The sequence below is a fragment of the Enterobacter sp. MEB024 genome (genome assembly GCF_030209635.1).
Taxonomy (GTDB): Bacteria; Pseudomonadota; Gammaproteobacteria; order Enterobacterales; family Enterobacteriaceae; genus Enterobacter; species Enterobacter ludwigii.
In genome coordinates this window covers 44,501-68,781 of the sequence record NZ_JARVRQ010000011.1, presented here as the reverse complement: position 1 = coordinate 68,781, position 24,281 = coordinate 44,501, and the positions used below count along the sequence as shown (strand labels likewise).

The 24,281-nt window shown below is 56.9% G+C and carries 21 protein-coding genes; 5 read left to right on the top strand and 16 right to left on the bottom strand.

What is annotated here, in order from left to right; genetic code table 11:
- Positions 1-169: 169 nt before the first annotated feature.
- The 3 genes from ndk to QRN24_RS17245 form a co-directional block, all read right to left on the bottom strand.
- Positions 170-601 carry a nucleoside-diphosphate kinase gene (gene ndk / locus QRN24_RS17255; RefSeq protein WP_003860625.1) on the bottom strand — a complete coding sequence of 144 codons (432 nt, stop codon included), beginning with the start codon at positions 599-601 and terminating at the stop codon, positions 170-172.
- Positions 602-757: 156 nt separating this feature from the next.
- Positions 758-3,082: a peptidoglycan glycosyltransferase PbpC gene (pbpC, locus tag QRN24_RS17250; protein ID WP_182268892.1), complete on the bottom strand. Its 2,325-nt coding sequence runs from the start codon at positions 3,080-3,082 to the stop codon at positions 758-760.
- A 1-nt stretch (position 3,083) separates the two neighbouring features.
- Positions 3,084-8,036 carry an alpha-2-macroglobulin family protein gene (locus tag QRN24_RS17245; RefSeq protein WP_284942907.1) on the bottom strand — a complete coding sequence of 1,651 codons (4,953 nt, stop codon included), beginning with the start codon at positions 8,034-8,036 and terminating at the stop codon, positions 3,084-3,086.
- A gap of 285 nt (positions 8,037-8,321) precedes the next feature.
- Here QRN24_RS17245 and QRN24_RS17240 point away from each other — a divergent pair, with 285 nt between their 5' ends.
- The 4 genes from QRN24_RS17240 (at position 8,322) to QRN24_RS17225 (ending at position 12,955) form a co-directional block, all read left to right on the top strand.
- A complete protein-coding gene (locus QRN24_RS17240) occupies positions 8,322-9,866 on the top strand; it encodes a PTS transporter subunit EIIC (protein ID WP_020883028.1) in 1,545 nt (514 codons plus the stop codon).
- A 12-nt stretch (positions 9,867-9,878) separates the two neighbouring features.
- Complete coding sequence (locus tag QRN24_RS17235; RefSeq protein ID WP_284942906.1) at positions 9,879-11,246, top strand: 6-phospho-alpha-glucosidase; 1,368 nt, start codon at positions 9,879-9,881, stop codon at positions 11,244-11,246.
- A gap of 90 nt (positions 11,247-11,336) precedes the next feature.
- The gene (sseA, locus tag QRN24_RS17230) at positions 11,337-12,185 is read left to right on the top strand and encodes a 3-mercaptopyruvate sulfurtransferase (protein WP_032678689.1); all 849 of its coding nucleotides are present in this window, start codon (positions 11,337-11,339) and stop codon (positions 12,183-12,185) included.
- The gene (locus tag QRN24_RS17225; RefSeq protein WP_020883026.1) at positions 12,185-12,955 is read left to right on the top strand and encodes a MurR/RpiR family transcriptional regulator; all 771 of its coding nucleotides are present in this window, start codon (positions 12,185-12,187) and stop codon (positions 12,953-12,955) included. Before sseA ends, QRN24_RS17225 begins: the two co-directional genes overlap by 1 nt.
- A gap of 17 nt (positions 12,956-12,972) precedes the next feature.
- Here the strand turns inward: QRN24_RS17225 and sseB are convergent, their stop codons facing one another.
- From sseB to trmJ, 11 genes are all read right to left on the bottom strand, one after another.
- Positions 12,973-13,749 carry an enhanced serine sensitivity protein SseB gene (gene sseB, locus QRN24_RS17220; RefSeq protein WP_025203462.1) on the bottom strand — a complete coding sequence of 259 codons (777 nt, stop codon included), beginning with the start codon at positions 13,747-13,749 and terminating at the stop codon, positions 12,973-12,975.
- Positions 13,750-13,845: 96 nt separating this feature from the next.
- Positions 13,846-15,132, bottom strand: coding sequence for an aminopeptidase PepB (pepB, locus tag QRN24_RS17215; RefSeq protein ID WP_284942905.1), 1,287 nt, complete (start codon positions 15,130-15,132; stop codon positions 13,846-13,848).
- A 53-nt stretch (positions 15,133-15,185) separates the two neighbouring features.
- Positions 15,186-15,386 carry a Fe-S cluster assembly protein IscX gene (gene iscX / locus QRN24_RS17210; protein WP_014171178.1) on the bottom strand — a complete coding sequence of 67 codons (201 nt, stop codon included), beginning with the start codon at positions 15,384-15,386 and terminating at the stop codon, positions 15,186-15,188.
- A 1-nt stretch (position 15,387) separates the two neighbouring features.
- Positions 15,388-15,723 carry an ISC system 2Fe-2S type ferredoxin gene (fdx, locus tag QRN24_RS17205; RefSeq protein ID WP_014171179.1) on the bottom strand — a complete coding sequence of 112 codons (336 nt, stop codon included), beginning with the start codon at positions 15,721-15,723 and terminating at the stop codon, positions 15,388-15,390.
- 1 nt (position 15,724) lies between these two features.
- Positions 15,725-17,575: a Fe-S protein assembly chaperone HscA gene (gene hscA, locus QRN24_RS17200; RefSeq protein ID WP_284942904.1), complete on the bottom strand. Its 1,851-nt coding sequence runs from the start codon at positions 17,573-17,575 to the stop codon at positions 15,725-15,727.
- Positions 17,576-17,589: 14 nt separating this feature from the next.
- Positions 17,590-18,105 (bottom strand): co-chaperone HscB, encoded by a 516-nt coding sequence (gene hscB / locus QRN24_RS17195; protein ID WP_284942903.1) that lies wholly within the window; start codon positions 18,103-18,105, stop codon positions 17,590-17,592.
- 76 nt (positions 18,106-18,181) lie between these two features.
- Positions 18,182-18,505, bottom strand: coding sequence for an iron-sulfur cluster assembly protein IscA (gene iscA / locus QRN24_RS17190; protein WP_003860659.1), 324 nt, complete (start codon positions 18,503-18,505; stop codon positions 18,182-18,184).
- A 13-nt stretch (positions 18,506-18,518) separates the two neighbouring features.
- Positions 18,519-18,905 (bottom strand): Fe-S cluster assembly scaffold IscU, encoded by a 387-nt coding sequence (iscU, locus tag QRN24_RS17185; protein WP_003860661.1) that lies wholly within the window; start codon positions 18,903-18,905, stop codon positions 18,519-18,521.
- Positions 18,906-18,928: 23 nt separating this feature from the next.
- Complete coding sequence (iscS, locus tag QRN24_RS17180) at positions 18,929-20,143, bottom strand: cysteine desulfurase (protein ID WP_020883022.1); 1,215 nt, start codon at positions 20,141-20,143, stop codon at positions 18,929-18,931.
- Positions 20,144-20,262: 119 nt separating this feature from the next.
- Positions 20,263-20,754, bottom strand: coding sequence for a Fe-S cluster assembly transcriptional regulator IscR (iscR, locus tag QRN24_RS17175; RefSeq protein ID WP_020883021.1), 492 nt, complete (start codon positions 20,752-20,754; stop codon positions 20,263-20,265).
- 165 nt (positions 20,755-20,919) lie between these two features.
- Entirely contained in the window at positions 20,920-21,648 is a 729-nt protein-coding gene (trmJ, locus tag QRN24_RS17170) for a tRNA (cytosine(32)/uridine(32)-2'-O)-methyltransferase TrmJ (RefSeq protein WP_284942902.1), read from the bottom strand.
- Positions 21,649-21,778: 130 nt separating this feature from the next.
- On the opposite strand from trmJ, the gene suhB reads away from it, so the two are divergent.
- Entirely contained in the window at positions 21,779-22,582 is an 804-nt protein-coding gene (gene suhB, locus QRN24_RS17165) for an inositol-1-monophosphatase (RefSeq protein ID WP_020883019.1), read from the top strand.
- Between the two features lie 52 nt (positions 22,583-22,634).
- Here suhB and QRN24_RS17160 read toward each other — a convergent pair whose 3' ends face one another.
- Positions 22,635-23,615, bottom strand: a complete 981-nt coding sequence (locus tag QRN24_RS17160) for a nickel/cobalt transporter (protein ID WP_284942901.1) — start codon at positions 23,613-23,615, stop codon at positions 22,635-22,637.
- Complete coding sequence (locus QRN24_RS17155; RefSeq protein ID WP_284942900.1) at positions 23,606-24,244, bottom strand: DUF1007 family protein; 639 nt, start codon at positions 24,242-24,244, stop codon at positions 23,606-23,608. The genes QRN24_RS17160 and QRN24_RS17155 overlap by 10 nt, the downstream gene beginning before the upstream one ends.
- Positions 24,245-24,281: the final 37 nt, after the last annotated feature.

Sequence of the window (24,281 nt, the reverse complement as noted above, 5' to 3'; positions counted from 1 at the left end):
AATTTTTTCCGGCCTCGTTGTTACACGTTATGGCCCATGGAGGGTTGAAAAGAAACGCCCCGGAAAGCAGTCTGCTCGTCCGGGGCGTTGCATTGTACAAAGTCTGGCGCAGGGATGCCACGTCTGCACGCGGCATTTACGAAAATAATGTGTAAACGAAACCGTTAAATTAACGGGTACGTGGACACACTTCGCCTTCAGCGAAGAAGAACGCGATTTCACGAGCGGCAGATTCAACAGAATCGGAACCGTGGGTGCCGTTCTCGGTGAAGCTGTCTGCATAGTCAGCGCGCAGGGTACCAGCCAGTGCGTTATCCGGGTTGGTCGCACCCAGCAGGTCACGGTGACGCTGTACTGCGTTTTCGCCTTCCAGTACGGATACAACGATCGGGCCAGAAGTCATGAACTCAACCAGGCCGTCGAAGAATGGACGACCTTCGTGCTCAGCGTAGAAACCGCGAGCCTGCTCAACGGTCAGGTGCAGCATTTTGGTGCCAACGATTTTGAACCCTGCTGATTCAAAGCGAGCAAAGATGCTGCCAATAACGTTTTTTGCCACCGCGTTTGGTTTGATGATGGAAAAAGTACGTTCAATAGCCATGATAACCTCTGTAAATGTTCTGTTGTTTTTCATACCTGAGTATGGTGTGGCGCGGATTATAATGAGCAATAGCGCCATTGCCTATGGATTCAGGTAACATTTTTTTAAAATGAGACGAAGATTAGCAACAGCTCACAGCAGAAGAGACGTTTAACGCTACTGCAGCGTGAAATTCACCGTCGCCACCTGCCCCGCTTCATCCATCACCAGCACCTGATAATCACCTGATTTATCAAGCTGCAAGGTGTAAACCCGGCTCTTCACCGCCAGCGGTTCGCCATTCAAAAACCACCAGCGTTCACCGCTATTGCCGGTGGCCTGTAGCGGTAACGAGACGCGGGATTCCCCCGGCAGACGCTTGATAACCGCGCCTTCACGCACGCCAGTCAACATCAGCGGTGCAGGTGAGTCCTGCGACAAGGGCGGACAGGTAGCCGATGGCGAAGGGATCCGTGCTGAGCGCCGCTCGGCTGCAGGCAGCCAGGGTTCCAGCGGCAGCGGCCAGACATCCAGAACTTTCTCGATCGCATCCGGGCAGTCTGCCGCCACGCGTTTGCCCTCTTTATCCAGCCAGACCGGGAAATGGATCCCGCGAATACCTTCCTGTTCCGGTAGGAGCAATGTCGGCGGCTCGCTGCCGTCCAGCAGCCAGGTCGCCAGGCGACGACGGCAATTTTCGCTCCCTTCCGGCAGCGACTGGCCGCCCGGCCAACAGATGACGCCGCGTCCCACACCGTCAGGGCGCGGGTCGCGTGGCAGACGCGCCTGATCGAGCGTTGAACCAGACTGCAGTACATTATTCACCTGGTTAAGCAGAGGTACCGCGCTCGCAAACCCAAACTGACCCGCCACAGGCGTGCCGTCCGGTCGTCCGGTCCAGATCCCAATAACGTAACGGGCATTCAGCCCTACCGCCCATGCGTCACGGTAGCCATAGCTGGTTCCCGTTTTCCATGCCAGAGGTACCACCTGCGGCAGCGCATTGTCCGGCAGCGGCTGCGCCTCATTGGCCAGAATACGGCGAATGATCCACGCCGCCCCCTGGGATAACAACGGCCGCTCTGACAAGGGATCGCCTGGCTGTAAGCGCAGCCGGCCCGCTTTACCGTGTCGGGCGAACGCGCTATAGGCCGCGGTGATATCGGCCAACCGCGCCCCTGCCCCGCCCAGGATCAGCGATAAATTCGGCTGTGCGCCAGCAGGTAAAATCAGCGGCAAACCTGCATTACTCAACATCGCAGCAAAACGTTTTGGTCCGTATGCCTCGAGCACCTGCACGGCGGGCAGATTAAGGGAACGTACCAGCGCTTCACTCATACTCACCGGCCCATGGAATCCACTGTCGAAATTACCCGGGCGATAATCCCCCGTTTTTCTTGGAACATCCTGGAGCAGCGATGCCGGGTGGATCAAACCGTCGTCCAGCGCCATACCGTAGATAAAGGGTTTGAGCACCGATCCCGGCGATCGGATCGCATTCACCATATCCACATGGCTAAACCGGGTGTCATCGTTAATGTCGACCGATCCCACCCAGCCACGCACTTTCATATCCGTGTGATCGACGACGATCATTGCCAGCGAACTGCGAGCCGGCAGACGAGATTTCCAGTTCATCGCCAGTTCTTCAAGCTGCCGCTGCAGGGACGCATCCAGGGTAGTCACAATTTTAGTATCGCGACTTTTACTGAGCATCATGCGCGAAAAGAGCGGTGCCAGCTGCGGCATTTGCCGGGGCGCCAGCCATACCGCTTCTTCACGGGACTCCTTAACCTGGCTTGCCGACCAGACGCCCTGCGTCACCATCCGGTCGAGCACTTTGTTGCGTGCCGCTTCTGCACGTTCCGGCCAGCGGTCAGGACGTAACCGGCTTGGCGCCTGCGGCAATACGGCGAGCAGCGCCGCTTCGGAATAGCTAAGCTGCGAAGGTGGTTTGCCGAGATAGGTCCAGCTTGCCGCACCAATCCCCTGCAGCGTACCGCCAAACGGGGCGCGGTTAAGATAAAGCGTGAGGATGTCGCGCTTAGAGAGGTGCCACTCAAGCTGCATGGCTCGCCAGAGCTGACGAATTTTGCCACCAAAAGTGCGCGGATGCGGATCCAGCAGGCGCGCCACCTGCATGGTGAGCGTGCTGCCGCCTGAGACAACCCTCCCGGAGGTAAGATCCTGCCAGGCGGCGCGCAGCACAGAGAACGGATTCACGCCTGGATGGTCCCAGAACCAGCGATCTTCATACTGGATCAAGGCTTCAAGATAGCGGGGAGAAACCTCTTCGAGAGTGACCGGATAGCGCCAGATCCCTTCGCTGTCGGCAAAACGCCAGAGCGGTGTGCCCTTTTCGTCCACCACCACCCGTGCGGGGTTGACCTCTTTCAGAGGCAACGGCCACAGGCGATCAGCGGCCAGAATGAGCCCCCATAAAACGAGAAGCGCTCCCGCCAGCCACAGCCAGCGGGAGCGTATCAGACGTACAAGGCGCATATTACGGTACAACAATCAGCGGGCCACTGGCCGCACCTGTTGCCCGCCACTGCGGAACATACATGGACTCCACCATCGGGACCGGCACCTCATAGGTTCCCGGCGTCACGGCGCGCGCCAGATAAACCAGCGTGACCGGCTGCCCTTCGTTAACCGGCACCGCCGCCACAAAGCGATCGTCGCGGAATTCCATATGCTGAATATCCGCCTGCTGCATCTGACTGAGCAGGTTCTGCACTTCGCTGCCGCTGTCCTGCAGGCTGGCGCTGCTGCTCGCCAGGTTCTGGTTTTCCAATTCCAGTCCCGCCGGGAGGAGATCGACAACCAGCGCATCCGGCACGTTCTGGCTGGCCTTCACTTCAAGCCATACCAGCACCAGCTCGCCGCTCTTCAGGGACGTGAGCGACTTTGTGCTGCCGTCGGTTGCCAGAATATGGCGCTCAATCTGCAGCACGTTAGACGATGGCTGAGGTGCAGATGCCGGATAACCGGTGCTATCAAGGCGTACCCACAGCGGTGTGCTACCGGTATTGGTCACCTGCAGCGCGCCAAGCTGGTCGCCGTTCACGTTCTGTACCAGGGCTTTATCACCGCCTGATGCGGTATCCGCCAGAGACGTTTGCGCCTGCCATGCACCGGACAAAGTTTGCAGCGAACGTCCGGCCAGGAACAGGGCGTTACTCTCCTGGGTCGAGAGCCAGCGCTGGCTGAAAGCTTGTTCCGACAAGGCGTTCAGCAGCGTATTTTGCGCATCCGGCAGAAGCTTGTACTCCTCAAGCAGAGAGAGCATCAGCGCATTATCACGAAGCGCACTGCCATAATCGGCCATCCAGTTTTTGCTGTCGTTACGCGGCGTTTTGATGGCCAGACCCAGCGCCTGCTGGCTGCGCGGTGCGTCGCCCATCAATTTAAGCGCCATCCCCAGCTGCATCAGCGGCAGCCCGGAAGCGGCCTGTCCGTGACGTTCCCAGATTTCACGCAACGCACCAAGCGGGGCTTTTTGCTGACGAGCCAGCACCAGCGCGGCATAGGCCTGCACCGCAAATTTACTGGCCTGGGTATCATCGCTGTAGCGGATGGACATCATGCCCGGGTCCTGCAGGTAACGAAGCAAGCGGCTGTTGGCGTTGTTAACCGCCTCAGCAGGCACGCTGTAGCCCTGCTCGCCTGCACGAACCAGGAAGTCAGTGACATAGGCGGTGAGCCAGTACTCCTCCGGACCGTTTTTATCCCAAAGCGCGAAACCTCCGTCATCACGCTGCATCTGCAGCAGACGGGAGATTCCGATATCAATGGCCGCACGGCGCTTGTCATCCGTATCCCCTTTGATGCCAAGCGCGGTCAACTGCGCCGCGTTGGTGTAGAGCGACGGGAACAGACCACTGGTGGTTTGCTCCAGACAGCCATACGGGTATGCCTGCAGCTCACGAATATAGCGCGCCAGATTCAGAGGCGGTTTCCCGCTCAGCAGCAATTGTCCCTGTAGCGTGGCAGGAGAGAAGCCATTAAGGTGCTGCGCCGGTGCACTCCACGACTCACCGGGATTCAGCATGGCACCGGTGTTAACGGTCTGCGCCGGGAATGCCGGACGAACGCCGATTTTCCAGCTCTTCTGTTGTGCAGCGAAAGTCTCGCCCGGCAGCTTCAGGCCGGTCACCTGAGCGGTCACTTCACCATCACCGTAGCCATCCAGCGCACGTACCGGTATAAACAGGGTGCTGCGCGCGCCCGGCGGTAACTTCACGGGCTGCGGCTGTGCGCCCTCAAGCGACAGCTTGCCGGTAGCGGTAAAGGCAACGTTCAGCGTTTGCGGCTGGTCCGTCAGGTTGGTCACATCCAGCGTCAGGCGTGAGGTATCGCCACTTGCCAGGAAGCGCGGCGTGTTCAGTTCGGTAATGATTGGGGCGGCGACAATCACTTTACCTTCGCTGCTGCCGAAATCATCTTCCGTCCAGGCCTGCGCCATCAGACGCAGCTCGCCGTTGAAGTCTCCAATGGGCAGTGTCACGGTCCCTTCACCGTTAGCATCGAGCTCGACCGGCTGCGCCTGCTGGGCAATGATAGTCACGTGGTTCACCGGTGGTTTACCGCCGCGCTTAAGCTCATCGCCGTCACCACCAAAGCGCAGTGCAGCCATGCGGCCCTGCCCTTCAATGACCTGACCGTAAATATCGTAGATATCCGCGCCGTAGCGCTTCTGACCGAAGAACGCTTCCCACGGATCCGGGGTAACGTAATCGGTGATGTTCAACACGCCGCTGTCCACTGCCGAGATCAGCACATTCACTTTCTGCGGAACGGCGCCTTCTTTGACGCTGGCCTTCACCTTCACGGACAGCGTCTGGTTTGGCCGCATTTTCTGCGGATTTTCCAGCGCGACATTCAGGCGGCGATTCTCATCGCCCATCGGCAGATGCAGTAACCCGACGGCACGTTTCGGCGTCGCTGATTTGGATTTATCGCCAGGGCGTACCACCAGCGTGCTGAGATAGAGATCGTGACGTTTCCAGGCCTTATCCACCGGGATTGAGAGATCGAGCCCGTTGGCCGGTACGTCGATCTCTTTCCACCACAGCGGCCCTTCGCTGGACTCGATCATCGCATAGCCTTTACCCGCCGCCGGAGCAGCGATATGCAGCTGGATGGTATCTCCCGGCTGATAGGAAGGCTTGTCCAGTTTCATGGTCACACGGTCAGGGCGAGCGGCACCGGTGCCGTCGCTATTATCCTGCCAGCTGTAGCCGGCCCAGAAGCGCACGCTGCTGACCATGTCGTCCGGCGCTTTGACCTCCAGACGGTACGAACCCCACTCCACCGGGAAGGTCACTTTACCGGTTTCATCGGCCTTAAGGGTCAGCTCCTGCTCGCCCTCAACCAGGTCTTTCTGATCAAACTGTGACTGCCAGCCATCGCTCTCTGACCAGTTCCAGTAGTAGTCACGGCGCTCACGGATCAGGCGAACCTGTAACCCGGAAACCGCCTTTTTTGCCCCGCTGGCATCGGCATAGACGATATCAAAGCTGGCATTGCCGTTTTCATCCACGATCGGCTGGTTGACGGTAGTGTCAGTGCGGTAGTCGTAAACGGCCTTACTGGCAAACTGAGGACGGATACCCGGCAGATCGGCCGCCGGCCAGATGGCCTGCTCAGCACGGCGCGTCACCGGGCGACCGCCCGATTCCAGAAGGCTGGCCTGCAGGATCAGCTGCAGCGGTGAATGCGCCTCTTTCCACTGGCTTTCGGTCGAGACCTGTCCGCGCCCCTGTTCATCAAGGGTTAGCTGAACTTCATCCAGGCTGCGGCTCAGGTTCTCTTCGGCGATATCACCGAACTGGAAGCCCGGTAGTGCAGCGACGGCTTCGCGCAGCGGTCGCAGGAAAAGCTGGCCTTGCAGGGAATTTCCGTTGGCAGGTGCGCCATACAGGTAATAACCCGCAATGTTAAAGTCGACGTTATCCTCGGTGGAAACCGGCGCTTTTTGTCCCGTCAGATTAAGCGCCATACGCTCCGGCATAAAATCTTCAACGTGGAAATCCCACAGGCGCTGTTGGTTATCGCCGGTATTGGCGCGGATATGCCACATACCGGTCTGCGCCCCGCCGTCCAGGGAATAATTGAAGCGATAGAGGCCGTTCTCAGGCTGTATGACAACCGTGCGTGCCACCTGTCCGTCCGGGCGCAGTACGTCGAGTTTAACCGGCTGGGCAGGAAGCGGTTTACCGTCGCTGTCGCGCAGCAAACCATTGAGGATCACCGTTTCGCCAGGGCGATAGAGATCGCGCGGGCCAAACATAAAGAATTGCTTGCTGTAGCCTGGGCTACCTGCGATATCAAACTCCGCCAGATCGAGGGCCGGAAGCTTGAGGTCAAGCAGCGTGGTCTGTCCGTCTTTGCTGGCCAGAATCAGCGCGGCTTCTTTGTCAGTCTCAAGTTTTGCGTGGCCGTCAGCATCGCTGTTCGCTTCGGCAAGCGTCTGCCCTTTATCATTCAACAGGGTGACGGTAACGCCGGATTGCGCCGCGCCATCTTCCAGGCTCTGGGTGAAAATATCCAGACGGTTATGATAACGGTGAGCGGACAACCCAATATCACTTAAGGTAAAGAGCGTCGCGGCATTGCTGTAGTTATAGTGCCCGGCCTGATTCATGACCGCGATGTACACGCCTGACTGCTGGAGCGGCTTAATATCCCGCAGCGGCAACAGCAGTTTTTCACGGGTGTTGCGTGCCGGATTGAGGTCAAACCGGCCGGTATACACCAGGTCCGCCATTTTGAGCAGATTATCGGACTCCCAGTTGGTCAGGGAGTTACGGTACTCCCACTGGCTGACAAAGGAGGCCAGGGATTCAGGCTTCACGCGGTAGAAATTCACGTCAACATTGTTGACGTTGAGCGCCATTACCGGCAGACCTTCCACCACCTTGCCCGGCAGCAGCGAGCCACGGCTGGCAAAACCGACCGTCGGTTCAACATCCCGGGTAGTCAGGGCTTTTTCGTAATCGATACCAAATGTCGCTTTGTTCAGCGCCTGCAGATCACGTTCAACGGTGACAACCAGATTGCGGTTGGGTTCCAGATGGCGCAGGCGTAGCTCTTTCAGGTTAGGTGCGAGTTCCCACGCCCCGTCAACCTTGCCGCTTTTTTTATCCACCACATGCACTGTTTTGGCGAAATCCTGATCGGGATTAAGCGGAACAGAGAAGGTCAGCACCAGCGTGGCCGCGCCATCAAGCTGCACCTCTGAAGTATCCAGCAGGGTGAGCGCTTTGCCCTGACTCTGTGCCGCCAGCGTTGCCAGCTTTTCAGCGTCCGGCTTTTCCGGTGCTTTCGGTGTCGTTGCTGTGGATGCTGCGGGAGCCGCAGCCTGAGAGTTATCGTCGCTGTTATCACAGCCGACAAGCGAAAATGTGGTAAGCAGCGCGAGAGAAATCGCGGCTAAGCGAAACGGTGTCATCCTTTGTCCCTGGCCCATGGAGCCTGTTGGTCGTCTTCCGGATAAGTATTATCCGCAAGTTTCATTAATACAAAAAGTCTAATTTTAGAATCTGGAAAGCACCTCGCAGAGCGACGACGCCTTTACTCAGGCACTGCTATGCCGATCACAGTCGCAAACGTCACATGTTACCTTTTACGTCATTTGTTTTTAAAACAAGAAGATAGCTGGATTACCTCGCCTTTAGCCTGCTAGCTTTAAGCTCAAGACGCACCCCGAGTGCGCGGTTCACTAAGAGAGACAGTCATGAAACGAGCCGTGAACGCCCTACAAAATTTCGGAAAATCGTTGTACGGACCGGTACTTATCTTACCGATCGTCGGTCTGTTTATCGCATTCGGTAACGTCCTGGGGAACGGTAACCTCGCAGAGTATGTGCCGTTTCTCGGCCATCCGCTGATTCAGCATGTTGGTCAGCTTATCGCGAAATCGGCCGTGTCAGTACTGGTTAACCTGGCACTGGTGTTTGCCGTCGGGATACCGATTGGCCTGGCCACGCGTGATAAAGGCTATGCGGCCCTGATCGGCCTGGTGACCTTTGTTGTTTTCATTAACGCGATGAACGTTACGCTGCAGCTCCAGGGCGAACTGGCTCCCGCTGACCAGATGAAAGCCGCCGGGCAAAGTATGGTGCTGGGCGTGCAGGTGCTGGAGATGGGCGTTTTCGCCGGGATCCTGACAGGGGCGCTGTCCGGATACTTGTACAACAAGTACTCCGGCGTACAGTTTAACGGCGCGATGGCCATCTATTCCGGCCACTGTTTCGTCGCCATCGTCATGCTTCCTGTCTCAATGCTGCTCGGCGTCGTGATGAGCGAACTGTGGCCATTTGCCCAGCATGGCATCAGCGCACTGGCGCTGGCGATCAAAGGTTCCGGGCCTTTTGGGGTGGCCATTTACGGCTTCCTGGAACGCATTCTGGTGCCGACCGGCCTGCATCATCTGGTCTATACCCCCTTCCTGTATACCGAACTTGGGGGGACGCAAGAGGTATGCGGCACGGTTTATCAGGGCGCACGCAATATCTATTTCGCCGAAATGGCTTGTCCGGAAGTGAAGCAGTTGAGCAGCACGGTAGTGTGGGACGCGCGCGGCATCAGCAAAATGTTTGGCCTGCCCGCGGCGGCGCTGGCGATGTACATGACCGCCAGGCCGGAGCGCAAAGCGGCAGCCAAAGCCATCCTGATCCCGGCAGCATTAACCTCTTTGCTGGTGGGCGTTACCGAGCCGATTGAGTTTTCGTTCCTGTTCGTCGCTCCACTGCTGTTTGTGGTACATGCGGTGCTGACCGGCATCGGCATGATGCTTTTCTCCCTGTTCGGTGTTCATGCCATCGGCGCTAACGGAATTATCGATTTTATTCTTTATAACCTGCCGCTCGGCACGGAGAAGTCCAACTGGCCGATGTACATCGTGGTCGGGCTCATCATGTTCGCGCTCTATTTTGTGGTGTTCCGCTTCCTGATCCTGCGCTTCAACATGAAGACGCCGGGACGCGAGGATGACGATCAGGAGACGCGCCTGTACAGCAAACAGGAGTATCAGGCGAAGGGGAACAATGACGGGCTGGGTGAATCCATCGTGGTGGGACTGGGAGGCCGGGAAAACATTGAGGTAGTGGATAACTGCTACACCCGCTTACGCGTCACGGTGAAGGATGTCTCCATCATCGACGAGCCGCGTCTGAAAGCGACCGGCGCGAAAGGGATTATCAAACAAGGTAACAACGTTCAGGTGGTCTACGGGCTGCATGTCAAAAAAATGCGAGAAGCCGTTGAGACGTTTCTCTGAGAGGAGCTAAAGATGTTTACACCCCCTTTTATTCTGTCGATTGCCGGTGGCGGCAGCACCTATACGCCAGGTATCGTGAAAAGCCTGATGGTACGCCTGCAGGACTTCCCGCTGGCCGAGATTCGCCTATACGATATCGACGAAGCACGCCAGAACACCATTGCACCGGTGGTGGAGAAGGTCATTCGCGACCACAGCCAGAGCATTACCTTCACCGTGACTACAGACCCGGAAGTCGCGTTCAGCGGGGCGCACTTTGTCTTCGCCCAGATGCGTGTCGGCCAGTACAGAATGCGTGAGCAGGATGAGAAGATCCCGCTGCGCCACGGCGTGGTGGGCCAGGAAACCTGCGGTCCTGGCGGGCTGGCATACGGCCTGCGCACGATCCTGCCGATGGTCGAGCTGATCGATCTGGTGGATCGCTACGCGCATGAAAAAGCCTGGATCGTGAACTATTCCAACCCGGCAGCGATCGTTGCGGAAGGGGTGCGCCGCCTGCGACCGGACGCCCGCGTGCTTAATATCTGCGATATGCCAGTGGCGGCGATGCGTAACATGGGGGCCATTTTGGGTGTGGACCGCCACAAGCTGGAGGTGGACTACTTTGGTCTGAACCACTTCGGCTGGTTTACCCGCGTGCGGGTGGACGGCGAGGACAAGCTGCCGGAACTGCGTCGGCATATCGCGAGGTTCGGCCTGCTGACGGAAGATGCGGCCAAAACCGATCCGCAGCACTCGGATCCGTCGTGGGTGAAAACCTGGCGCAACATCAAGCCCATCATGGATAACTTCCCGGAATATCTGCCAAACCCCTATCTGCAGTACTACCTGATGCCAAACCAGATTGTGGGGCATCAGAACCCGGACTATACCCGCGCGAACGAAGTGATGAACGGGCGTGAGAAAAAGCTGTTTGCCGCCGCAGAAGAGTATAAGCGTACCAGGATTTTACCGGATGCCTTCCACGTGGGCGTCCACGGCGAGTTTATTGTCGATGTCGCCTGCTCGCTGGCATTTAACCTGCGTCAGCGCCATCTGGTAATGGTGGAAAACCGCGGGGCGATAACCAATCTGCCGTACGACGCGGTGGTGGAAGTCCCGGCCTACATCACCTCTGAAGGGCCAGAGCCTATCCGCGTGGGTCGGGTCCCGTTGTTCCATCAGACGCTGCTACAACAGCAGCTCGCCTCTGAACAGTTGCTGGTGGAAGCGACCATTGAAGGCAGCTACGAAAAAGCGCTACAGGCGTTCACCCTGAACCGTACCGTGCCCACCATGGAGCACGCAAAAGCGATTCTCGATGAGATGATTGACGCCAACCGTGACTACTGGCCTGCGCTGCAAAAAGCCTGGCAGAACGGTGAAGCGGTGAAAAAATAGGGTCGTGCTCGCGAGTTGAACGTGGTTTGCTTGTCGGTGTCAGAAAAAACACCGACAATCCTTTTTTACGGAAAAGAATGGAGGCAACCCATGTCCACCTCATATTTTGTCGCCGCCGACTGGCTGATTGAGCACGGTGACGATCCGGAAGTACAGATTATTGACGCGCGTATGGCACCTGCCGGGCAGGAACACCTTCGCGATATGGTCGCAGAATACCGCGCAGGGCATTTGCCGGGCGCGGTATTTTTTGATATTGAAGCCCTGTCCGACCATAACTCCCCTCTCCCGCACATGCTGCCGCGACCGGAAGCGTTCTCCGTGGCGATGCGCGAACTTGGCGTCAATCGTGACAAACACCTCGTGGTTTACGATGAAGGTAACCTCTTCTCCGCACCGCGCGCCTGGTGGATGCTGAAAAACTTTGGCGTGGAGAAAGTCTCAATTCTTGCAGGCGGCCTCGCGGGCTGGAAGCGTGATGAACTGCCATTGCAGCAGGGCGACGTGACGCTGCCGGAAGGCGAGTTCGACGCGACGTTTGATGCGCATCAGGTAAAACGTCTGACCGACGTGCTGGTGGTCAGCCATGAAAAAACGGCGCAAATTGTCGATGCCCGCCCTGCAGCGCGCTTTAACGCCCAGGCGGATGAACCGCGTCCGGGGCTGAAGCGCGGCCATATTCCCGGCGCGTTGAATGTGCCGTGGGGCGATCTGGTGTTTGAAGGTGAATTAAAAACGACCGATGAGCTGCGCGCTATTTTTGATCGTCAGGGCGTGGATTTGCATCGTCCCGTTATTGCCAGTTGCGGGTCCGGCGTCACGGCCTGCGTGGTGATTCTGGCGCTCGCCACACTCGGTGTAAACGACGTGACGCTCTATGATGGCGCCTGGAGTGAATGGGGTGCACGAGACGATTTGCCCGTTGAACCGGCCAAATAATGGATAACCGTCTGGCCACGCTGTTAACGCGCGGGGCGTCACTGACCCGCGCGGAATATCGCGTGCTGGCCCACCTCACAGAGCATCCTCTGCTGGTGGGCAATATTACGGTGCGCGAACTGGCGCAGGCGACGTTCGTCTCAACCGCTACCATTATGCGTTTGTGTCAGAAATTAGGCTTCAGCGGTTTCAGCGAATTTATCTGGCACTGCAAACAGCTGTTAACCGAGACGCCGTATATCGCTGCGCAGGCACAACAGCGCCCCGAACTGCCGGCGCTTTTCAGTCAATTTATCGCGAACTATCAGCACACCTTTCAGTGGGTAACGCAGGAGAAGCGCGCGCAATTTTCGACGTTACTGCGCCAGAAAGAGAGTTTCTTTCTTTATGGCGCCGGCTTCTCTTATCTCTTCGCCGAGTACCTCACCAAGAAATTGCAGGTGCTGGGCAAAACGGCGTTTATTTCCGGGCCGGGCGATAGCCGAAACATTTTCCTCAGCAACGCTGCGCGGTATCAGGTGTTTATCGCCGTCTCACGCAGCGGTGAAACCGAACAGGTGCTGGATAAAGCGCGGATCGCGAAAAACGTGGGGATGACGGTCGTGGCTTTTACGCGCGCTTCGGCCAATACGCTGGCGGGAATGGCAGATTTGCACTTTGCCTTATATGACGAGGCGGTACATTACGCCGCAGAAGCCGCTGGCGTGACGTCGTTTGAGTCGAATCTGGTCCTGCTGATGGATTTACTGCTGCTGGAAGCGACGGGGTGAAAAATCACCCCGCGTAATCAGATAATGCGGGTGGTTTTGAGATCGCGCAGGAATCCGCCCCAGCGACGCTCGTAAAACGGCGTGATGTGCTCGGTAATAAAGTGGCTGATGCCCTTCTCATCCTTCTTCACCTGACAGATATCGATCGGCTCATCACCCGGCAGCGTATCGGTGGCAACACTGCCCGCAGCCTGAATAATCTCCTCGATATCGCCATCTGCTTCAATGCCAATCAGCAGTACCGGCTGTTCATCCGTGCTCTCTTTAACAGAGCAGAGGAACGCGCGCCTCACGGGTTTGAGGGTTTTGAACAGCGTGGTCAGCGAATCAATCATCTGCGCAGGGGGGTCGGCTACTTCAGACAACAGCAGCGTTTCGCCCCCTTCCAGCACTTCCTGCGTACTGAGCGGGTTGCCCTCCTCGCCAATCAGATGATTGATTTCACGCGGGGTGAACTCTTTCCCGGTTGGCAGTTTGGCATTGAGGAACAAGGTCTGGCCCAGCGTCATTTCGAAGAGAGTGCGCACCGGCATCACCACGAACGCCTGCTCGTCTTCAACGGCCTGCTGCAGCGCTTCCAGCGAGGTGAAGAACGGGATCACCGACGTGCCGTCGTCTTTCTCCCAGTGGAGCAGGTCCAGCGCGCTGTCTTCAACAACCTGTTCGCCTTCCGCTGCGGTACCCGGAACCCAGACGGTGGACTCCAGCAACGTGCGGAAAAATGCCGGACGGTGGGCGGGCTCGGTCGCCGCCTGTTCCAGCAGAGTTTCTAATTCGTTTTTCGTTTCAGACATAGTTTGGTTACTTCAACATAATGTCGGCTGGCGCAAGGCTAACAGGCCTACAAAACCGTAGGCCCGGACAAGCACAGCGCCGCCGGACAAAGACAATTACTCGGCAGTCAGCAGGTTCGCGATAGTACGCACGCCCAGTCCCGTTGCCCCTGCAGACCACTGCTCAACGGCCGCTTTACGGTAGGTTGCGGAGCAGTCGATGTGCAGCCAGCCCTCGTGATAGTTCTCAACGAAGTGAGACAGGAAGCCGGCCGCCGTGCTCGCACCCGCCGGATAGGCTGCGCTCGCGGTGTTGTTCAGTTCGGCGAAGTTAGACGGCAGCTGGCTGCGGTGGAATTCGGCCAGCGGCAGACGCCAGAACGGTTCGTTCTCCGCGGCCGCACTTGCCAGCAGGCGGGCTGCCAGTTTGTCGTCAAAGCTGAACAGCGCATGGTAGTCGTTGCCCAGCGCGGTTTTCGCCGCACCGGTCAGGGTCGCCATGTCGATAATCAGCTCTGGCTTCTGCGCAGACGCGTCGATGAGACCATCGGCCAGCACCAGACGACCTTCCGCATCGGTGTTCATCACTTCCACGTTTTTACCGTTACGGTAGCGAATGATGTCGCCGAGCTTAAAGGCATTACCGCTCACCATGTTGTCCGCACAGCACAGGTAAAGCTTCACGCGCTTGTTCAGACCGCGCGTAATGGCAAACGCCAGCGCGCCGGTGATGGTTGCCGCGCCGCCCATATCGGACTTCATGGAGTCCATGAACGCGCTCTGCTTCAGGCTGTAACCGCCGGTATCGAACGTGATGCCTTTCCCGACCAGGCAGGCAAATACCGGTGCTGCTTTATCACCGGTTGGGTTGTAATCCAGCGCCAGCAATACCGGAGGACGCTCGGAACCGCGACCCACGGTGTGGATCCCCATATAGTTCTGCTCGCGCAGGTCTTCACCTTTGGTGATGCGGTAAGACATTTTGTCGCCCGCCACGCCGCACAGCAGATCAACGGCGCGCTGCGCAAGTTGTTCAGGACCCAGCTCTTCTGCCGGGGCGTTAATGGTATCGCGCACCCAGTCGATAATGGTCAGACGGCTTTCCAGCTCTTTCTGACCCGCTTCGTCGAGCGTCGCCCACTCGAGTTTACGGCTGCCTTTCGGTCCTTTGTAACCCGCCCAGAATGCCCAGCTGCGGTCGATATCCCAGCCTTCGCCGTCCAGGGTGACATGTTTAATGCCCAGACCATCAATTTTGCGCGCCGCGCGCTGGATCAGACCCAAATCATCGTTGCCAGTCAGGTGCAGGGTAATACCGTCGTTGTTGATACTGTAGGTGGCTTTCTCGCCCCAGCGCGCGTCAGCAGGCTGATTCGAGATCGTAATCTTCATCGCTTCGGTCATTTTATTTATCCTTATTAGCAAACGGGCCGCCTGAAGGCAGCCCGTAAGGTGATTTATTCTGCTTCATCTAACCAGACTAACAGAATCGCCTCCAGAATTTTTTCATTGGATGCGTTTGGATCGTCGTCAAAATCGTCTAAATCGCAGATCCACTGATGCATATCGGTGAAGCGTACGGTTTTAGGATCGAGATCCGGGTTAGCGTCGTAGAGCGCTTCGCCGATTTCACGGCTGTCAGTCCACTTCAGTCCCATATCAGTGCTCGCGTGCGTGGTTGATGGTGTAGCGTGGGAATTCCACGACCAGATCTTCATCGGTCACCAGAGCCTGGCAGCTCAAACGGCTGTCTGGCTCCAGACCCCATGCTTTATCCAGCATGTCGTCTTCATCTTCGGTGCTCTCGGCCAGAGAGTCAAAACCTTCACGCACGATGCAGTGGCAGGTTGTGCAGGCACAGGATTTTTCACAGGCGTGTTCCACTTCGATACCGTTACGCAGGGCAACATCGAGAATGGTCTCACCGGTCTTCGCTTCCAGAACAGCACCATCCGGACAGAGGTCCGCATGAGGCAAAATAACAATCTTTGGCATATTAAACCTCGTCCACGGACTGGCCTTTCAGCGCGACGCGGACAGATTTGTCCATGCGGCGAGCAGCAAAGTCCTGGGTTTGTTTATCAACGTTTTTAATGGCTTCTTCTATTGCATCAGCATCATTGCCTTCGGCCACTGCGCTTAAGCGCGCGGCAGCCTCGTCAATCACCTGACGCTCAGCGGCGCTTAACAGCGCGGCGTCGGCAGCGAGCGCACCGTTCAGACTTTCCAGCACGCGTGCGGCTTCAACTTTCTGTTCTGCCAGCATACGCGCCTTCACATCCTGTTCGGCGTAGCTCATTGAATCCTGAATCATGGAGGCGATCTCACCATCGGTCAGGCCGTAGGACGGCTTCACCTGGATAGACGACTCAACGCCGGTGGATTTCTCCATCGCCGTGACGTTCAGCAGGCCGTCCGCATCCACCTGGAAGGTAACGCGAATATGCGCACCGCCCGCAGGCAGCGCAGGAATACCGCGCAGCGCAAAGCGCGCCAGTGAACGACAGTCCTGCACCAGCTCGCGCTCGCCCTGCATCACATGGATGGACATCGCGGTCTGGCCGTCTTTGAAGGTGGTGAATTCCTGCGCGCGCGCCACCGGAATGGTGGTGTTACGCGGAATGACTTTCTCCACCAGTCCCCCCATGGTTTCTAAACCCAGGGAGAGCGGAATAACATCCAGCAGCAACATCTCGCTGTCCGGCTTGTTGCCGACCAGAATATCCGCCTGGATAGCCGCGCCCACGGCAACCACTTTATCCGGGTCGATGGACGTCAGCGGCGTGCGGCCAAAGAATTCCCCCACACGTTCACGCACCAGCGGTACGCGCGTGGAGCCGCCAACCATGACCACTTCCAGCACCTCGTCAGCCTCAACGCCCGCATCTTTCAGTGCGCGACGGCAGGCCAGCAGAGTGCGTTTCACCAAAGGCGCGATCAGGTCGTTAAACTGTTCCCGGGTGATTTCCCCCTGCCAGCCCGCCACGTTGACGGTGACAGACTGCGCATCGCTCAGCGCGATTTTCGCGTCGATGGCCACGTCCAGCAGTTCACGCTGCACGCGTGCATCGCTGCGATCGGGAATACCCGCCTGCTCGCGAATGAAATCGGCCAGCAGATGGTCGAAGTCATCGCCACCCAGCGCAGAATCACCGCCGGTAGCCAGCACTTCAAACACCCCACGGCTTAAGCGCAGGATAGAAATATCAAAGGTCCCGCCACCCAGATCGTAAACCGCAATCACCCCTTCCTGACCGGAGTCCAGGCCGTAGGCAATGGCGGCCGCCGTCGGTTCGTTCAGCAGGCGCAGAACGTGCAGTCCCGCCAGACGCGCCGCGTCTTTGGTGCCCTGACGCTGTGCATCATCAAAGTAGGCCGGAACGGTAATGACCACGCCATCGAGATCGCCGCCGAGCGTTGCCGTAGCACGCGCCGCCAGCGCTTTGAGGATATCAGCAGAAACGCGGATCGGGTTCAGCAGCCCCGCTGCCGTGGCAATCATTGGCAGGCCGTTTTCACTGGCCTGCAGCTGATACGGCAGATGCGGATAACGGGTCTGAATATCGGCGAGGGAGCGGCCCATCATGCGTTTTACGGAACTGATGGTGTTCGCCGGATCGCGCGCGGCGTTCGCGCGTGCGTCGTAGCCAACCGCGTGGCCCTGCTGTTGGTAGTGGACCACGGAAGGCAGCAGATGACGGCCCTGCTCGTCAGCCAGCGTTTCCGCCTGGCCGCTTCGCACGGTCGCCACGAGAGAATTGGTGGTGCCCAGATCAATACCTACCGCCAGACGACGCTGGTGCGGTGCGGCACTTAAGCCAGGCTCACTAATTTGTAATAAGGCCATAATTGCTTCCGAAATTAAAAATCGAGCAGCTTTTCTTCGAGTTGTTCAGCACTGCTTCGCAGTTTATCGAGAAAACGGAGTTTGCGCACAGTGTCTGCCGCCACATCCCAGGTCTCGTTGTTCAGTTGCTCCACCATCAGTTGATGGCGGGTATCGAACATGCCTTTTACGCACTTGATGAAGCTTTCCAGACGCGCTTCATCTTTGGCCTGTTCAATCTCATCCAGCTCTTCACGCAGTTCCAGCTGTTCCATCAAAAACGCCGTATCACGCACGGTGTGCTGTTCACTCGCCAGATCAAAGCCATGAAGCGAGAGCAGATACTCAGCGCGAGACAGTGGATGGCGCAGCGTCTGCCAGGCCTGATTGATGGTCGCAGATTGCGATACCGCAGCCAATTGCTCTGACTGAGTACCACTGGCGAATTTATCCGGATGATACTGACGCTGCAGATCCTGGAAGCGGATCGTCAGCGCCTGCAGATCAATCGGGTATTGAGCGGGTAGTCCGAAGAGAGTGAAGTAATCCATAACAATCTCAGGGGTAGCCTGTTAGAACAAACCCCACGCACAGGAGTCCTGCGGTGGGGTTTCGGATGACGCGCGGTTAAACGTGGAAGCTTTCGCCGCAACCACACTCGTCTTTGACGTTCGGGTTCGTGAATTTGAACCCTTCGTTCAGGCCTTCTTTTACAAAGTCCAGCTGAGTGCCATTGAGGAATTGCAGGCTTTTGCCATCGACCACCACCTTCACGCCCTTGTCTTCAAACACGGTGTCATCAGACGCCGGTTCGTCAACAAACTCCAGTACGTAAGCCATACCAGAACAGCCGGAGGTACGTACGCCCAGTCGCAGGCCAAAGCCTTTACCACGGTTCGCCAGAAAAGAGCTTACTCGCGCGGCAGCGCTGTCGCTAAGGGTAATCGACATACTCAAACCTCAATTATTTTGCTTCACGTTTGCTTTTGTAATCCGCAATGGCGGCTTTGATCGCGTCTTCTGCCAGGATAGAACAGTGAATTTTCACGGGTGGCAGTTCGAGTTCTTCAGCAATATCCGTGTTCTTGATTGCCTGTGCTTCGTCCAGAGACTTGCCCTTCACCCATTCGGTGACCAGGGAGCTGGAGGCGATAGCAGAACCGCAGCCGTAGGTCTTGAAGCGCGCGTCTTCAATGATACCTTCATTGTTGACTTTAATCTGCAGCTTCATCACGTCGCCACACGCTGGCGCACCGACCATACCGCTACCTACGCTTTCGTCGCTGTTGTCAAAAGAGCCAACGTTGCGCGGGTTCTCGTAATGATCAATAACTTTTTCGCTGTATGCCATGTTGAATTCTCCTTATGTACCGATTAGTGATGTGACCATTCAATGCTGTTCAGATCCACGCCCTGCTTGAACATTTCCCACAGTGGAGAAAGGTCACGCAGACGACCGATGGAGTTGCGAACCAGCTTGATGGTGTAGTCAATCTCTTCTTCGGTAGTGAAACGACCTAAAGAGAAACGGATAGAGCTGTGTGCCAGCTCGTCAGTCATGCCCAGTGCGCGCAGCACATAGGATGGCTCCAGGCTTGCAGACGTACAGGCAGAACCGGAAGAAACCGCCAGGTCTTTCAGCGCCATAATCAGCGATTCACCTTCAACATAGTTGAAGCTGACGTTGAGAATGTTTGGTGCGCCCTGTTCGAGATCGCCGTTCAGATACACTTCTTCCATATCTTTCACGCCATCCCACAGACGGTTACGCAGCGTGCGCAGGCGCGCCATCTCGGTTTCCATCTCTTCTTTCGCAATACGGTAAGCTTCGCCCATACCCACGATCTGGTGAACAGGCAGCGTACCGGAACGCATACCGCGCTCGTGACCGCCACCGTGCATCTGTGCTTCGATACGGATACGCGGTTTACGACGAACGTACAGTGCACCAATACCTTTCGGGCCATAGATTTTGTGGCCGGAGAAGGACATCAGGTCCACTTTCAGCTGGCTCAGATCGATAGGCAGTTTGCCCACGCTCTGGGTGGCGTCTACGTGGTAGATGATGCCGCGCGCACGGCACATTTCGCCGATGGTCGCGATATCTTGCACAACGCCAATTTCGTTGTTTACGTGCATGATGGAGACCAGAATGGTGTCATCACGCATGGCCGCTTCGAGCTCTTTCAGGTCGATGATACCGTTGCTCTGTGGTGCCAGGTAAGTCACGTCGAAACCTTCACGCTCGAGCTGACGGCAGGTGTCCAGCACGGCTTTGTGTTCGGTTTTGCTGGTGATGATGTGCTTGCCTTTTTTCTGATAAAAGTTGGCCGCACCTTTGATCGCCAGGTTATCGGATTCGGTCGCACCGGAGGTGAATACAATCTCACGCGGGTCGGCACCCACCAGGTCAGCAATCTGATTACGGGCGATATCTACCGCCTCTTCAGCATGCCAGCCAAAACGGTGTGAACGGGAAGCTGGGTTACCAAAGTTTCCGTCCAGGGTCAGACACTGCATCATTTTCTCGGCAACACGCGGGTCCACCGGCGTGGTTGCGGAGTAGTCGAGATAAATCGGTAATTTCATTGCTCTATAAACTCCGTACATCGCTTCAATGCAAGGAATCAGGCAACCGGCTGGATGTACGACCGAGTACACGGAGCGAGCGAACGCTCCGGCCTGATTCTGAAATACTTATCTTTTTATTACGCGCGTAATTTGACGTCGATCGCGTCCTGCCCGCGGGTGCTGCGTTGGGAGTCCTGGCTGTGCTGACGGCCAGAGACATCCAGAACTTCCTGGTTATTTACCAGCTCACCTAAGGTGATGTTGTTCAGGAAGCCGGTCAGACGATCGCTCAGGTCGCGCCACAGCGCGTGGGTCAGGCACTTATCGCCGCCCTGGCAGCCGCCTTTACCCTGGCAACGGGTCGCATCAACGGATTCGTCAACGGCACTGATCACTTCGCCAACTGCAATACTGCCCGCGTCTTTACCCAGCAGATAACCGCCGCCTGGGCCACGAACGCTGGAAACCAGTCCATTTTTACGCAGTCTGGAGAACAGCTGCTCCAGATAGGAGAGGGAGATCCCTTGTCGTTCAGAAATATCAGCCAACGGAACCGGGCCCGCTTCGGAGTTGAGCGCAACGTCCAGCATCGCGGTCACGGCATAACGCCCTTTAGATGTCAGTCTCATGTCTTACTTAACCTCAAACTCGCCCCTGCCCGGGGTTTTTTATAGTAAAATGGGGGTATTGCATAGCAGGGCCAAGTCTGACATTCCTGACTAAAATGGTCAACTATTTACTTGACTGTTTTAGTCAGGTATTTAACCTTCCGTGCCGTATCACCAGGATGGGCACTACTCTTTATTCTTTTGCTCAATCGACGCCAGAATCCCGCGCAGAATGTTCAGTTCCTGGCTTTCCGGACGCGCACGAGTAAACAGGCGGCGCAGCTTGTTCATTACCTGCCCCGGGTGACCTTCACGGATGAAACCGGTAGAGAGCAGGGTCTGCTCCAGGTGACCATAGAAGCGCTCCAGATCGTCCACCAGCGGGTAGACGGCCTCTTCCTGCGGCTCTGCCGTTGCTTTTTCCTGCGTCGCCAGCCACGCCATACGCACTTCATAGGCAATCACCTGAACGGCCATTGCCAGGTTCAGGGAGCTGTATTCCGGGTTAGCGGCAATGGCCACGTGGTAATGGCACTTCTGCAGTTCATCGTTGGTCAGGCCCACGCGTTCACGGCCAAACACCAGCGCTACAGGAGCCTGTTCGGCTTCAGAGACGCTTTTCATACCGCATTCACGCGGATCCAGCATCGGCCACGGCAGTGTACGGGAGCGGGCGCTGGTCCCGACCACCAGACTGCACCCTGTCAGGGCTTCGTCCAGGGTATCCACGATCTGCGCGTTACCAATGACATCGCTGGCACCCGCAGCCAGAGCGATAGCCTGTGAGTCGGGTTTCACCAGTGGGTTAACCAGCCACAGGTTCGTTAAGCCCATGGTTTTCATAGCGCGGGCTACGGAGCCCATATTGCCAGTGTGCGATGTTTCGACCAGCACGATTCGAATGTTTTGCAGCATAGTTTTAATGTCTGGATTCTGTGTCTGAAGAATATTCGGCCATATTATCATAAACGAGAGACATATTCCGATCTCGCTGCTATACTCTGCGCCGATTTTCCCGTTCTTTAACATCCAGTGAGAGAGACCGATGCATCCGATGCTGACCATCGCCGTGCGCGCAGCGCGCAAGGCGGGTAATGTAATTGCCAAGCACTACGAAACGCCAGATTCTGTTGAAACCAGCCAGAAAGGCAGCAATGATTTCGTAACCAACGTCGATAAAGCCGCTGAAGCGATTATTATCGATACCATCCGCAAATCTTACCCGCAGCACACCATCATCACCGAAGAAAGCGGTGAACTTGAAGGTACCGATCAGGATGTTCAATGGGTTATCGATCCACTGGATGGCACCACCAACTTCGTCAAACGTCTGCCACACTTCTCCGTGTCTATCGCTGTACGCATTAAAGGCCGTACTGAAGTCGCCGTGGTTTACGATCCAATGCGTAACGAACTGTTCACCGCGACCCGCGGTCAGGGCGCGCAGCTGAACGGCTACCGTCTGCGCTGCAGCAATGCACGCGACCTCGACGGTACCATTCTGGCAACCGGCTTCCCGTTCAAGGCGAAGCAGCACGCAACCACTTACATGAATATCCTGGGCAAACTGTTCACCGAATGCGCGGACTTCCGTCGCACCGGTTCTGCCGCGCTGGACCTGGCCTATGTGGCTACCGGTCGCGTTGACGGTTACTTTGAGTTGTCACTGAAGCCATGGGATTTTGCAGCGGGCGAGCTGATCGCGCGTGAATCAGGCGCCATCGTTTGCGATTTCACCGGCGGCCACAACCATCTGACGACTGGCAACATCGTTGCAGGTAACCCACGTGTTGTTAAAGCCATGCTGGCAAACATGCGTGATGAGCTGAGCGACGCGCTGAAGCGTTAATCCAGCCTGCGGTGCCCTCTCCCGCCGGGAAAGGGCACCATGCTGTACCTGACTAAAACGGCCTTAATCCCCTTCCCACCGGCACCGCGCTCATCCACATCGTTACCGCAGCCACCAGCAGAATCATCCCGCCCGCCAGCGCGAGCGTTGTCCATCCGACCTGCCGCCACAGCACCGGCGTTTTATTGCCGCTGAGTTTGACCGCCAGTTGACGGAAACTGTGCACCAGCAGTGCCAGTGACGAAATCGTGAGTGACGTCCCGGCCGCCATGGCCAATGCCGAGAGCATTCCCCAGCCAAATACACCCATCACCTTACTGAACAACAGCACCATGATTGCCCCTGAACACGGACGCATGCCCATTGAGAGCACAACCATTAGCCGCGCTCGCCAGTCATCACCGTTCTGCAGCTGCGCCTGCGTCGGCAGATGCTGATGTCCACAGCCGCAGTTCGCAGTGTGTTCATGGTGCGGCGTAAAAGCCCTGAACTGGGGTTTGTGCAGCAAAGTCCGCAGTTTTTTCAGTGCCCGCCAGCACAGGAGCAAGCCCAGCACACCGACCAGCGCGTAACTGCCCTTCTCCAGCCAGAAACTGCTAATATGCAGCTGACGAGCAGGAAGGCGTAATAACGACAGGACGACCACCACCAGCGCAATCGCCACGCCGCCCTGAAGCAGCGAAGATGCGAGGGTCAACCCAATGCTTGATTTGAGCCTGGACGGATGGGTCGCAAGCCAGGTCGCGATCACAATTTTGCCGTGTCCCGGCCCCAGCGCATGCAGGACACCGTAGAGAAAGCTGAAGGCCAGAAGAGAACCGCCTGCCTTCGTCGGGTTCTCCGCCACCGCCTTCAGTAAGCCACTCATCTGCTGGTTGACCTCGCGCTGCCAGACAATGCTTTTCATCATCACCTGCGGCCAGGCGTGCCATAGCCACAACGCGCCGCACACGGCCAGCAGCAAAAAGAGCGCCAGCGGCCAGAGATGAAGCCAGCGGCGTGATTTTCGTGCCGGAGATGCGATCACTGACATTGCAACGTCACCTGCTGTGCGAACTGTTTACCCAGCTCCATGTCTTCGGGTGGTGCATCTTCTTTATCGAGAGAGACCGCAAAATTGAGCGTCTCTTCGCTCGGTTTTGGCGTGTGCATTGCCATCGTGCAGATTTTTTGCAGGGCTGCCGGTAGCGTCACATCACTCTCCTCTGCGTAATGCATATCGACATAGTAAGTGGGATCAAAGGTGGAAAACGTATAGGTCTGCCCAGCCAGCGGCTGCGGATGCGCCAGCGGCAGGACAAACGTCAGTACCGCCTGATGTCCGTCGCGGGTCATGCCATATTCCGTCGGCCGATTCATAAATTTCACCTTTTGTCCGTTGTGCCAGAACTCGGTGAAATAGTGCTGACCAAGCACGTTGGCCATCACTTCCGCCGCCAGCTTTTTCCAGATTTCATCCCCGGGTTTTGCATTCCCGGCATCGTACAGCAGGTCAGCCGAGGTGATTTCATCCATCGTCCAGCGCATTTTCAGGCCACTGAGCTGCGTTCCGTCCGTTACCAGCTCGGTTTTCAGGCTGATAAAACTGTGAGGATGCGCGACGACAGCAAAGGGGATCACCGTCAAAAATAACGCCATTGCGCTTTGTTTAACTGTTTGCATCAATTCCTCACGTCATAAATTCTGTGATGTTCGCCAG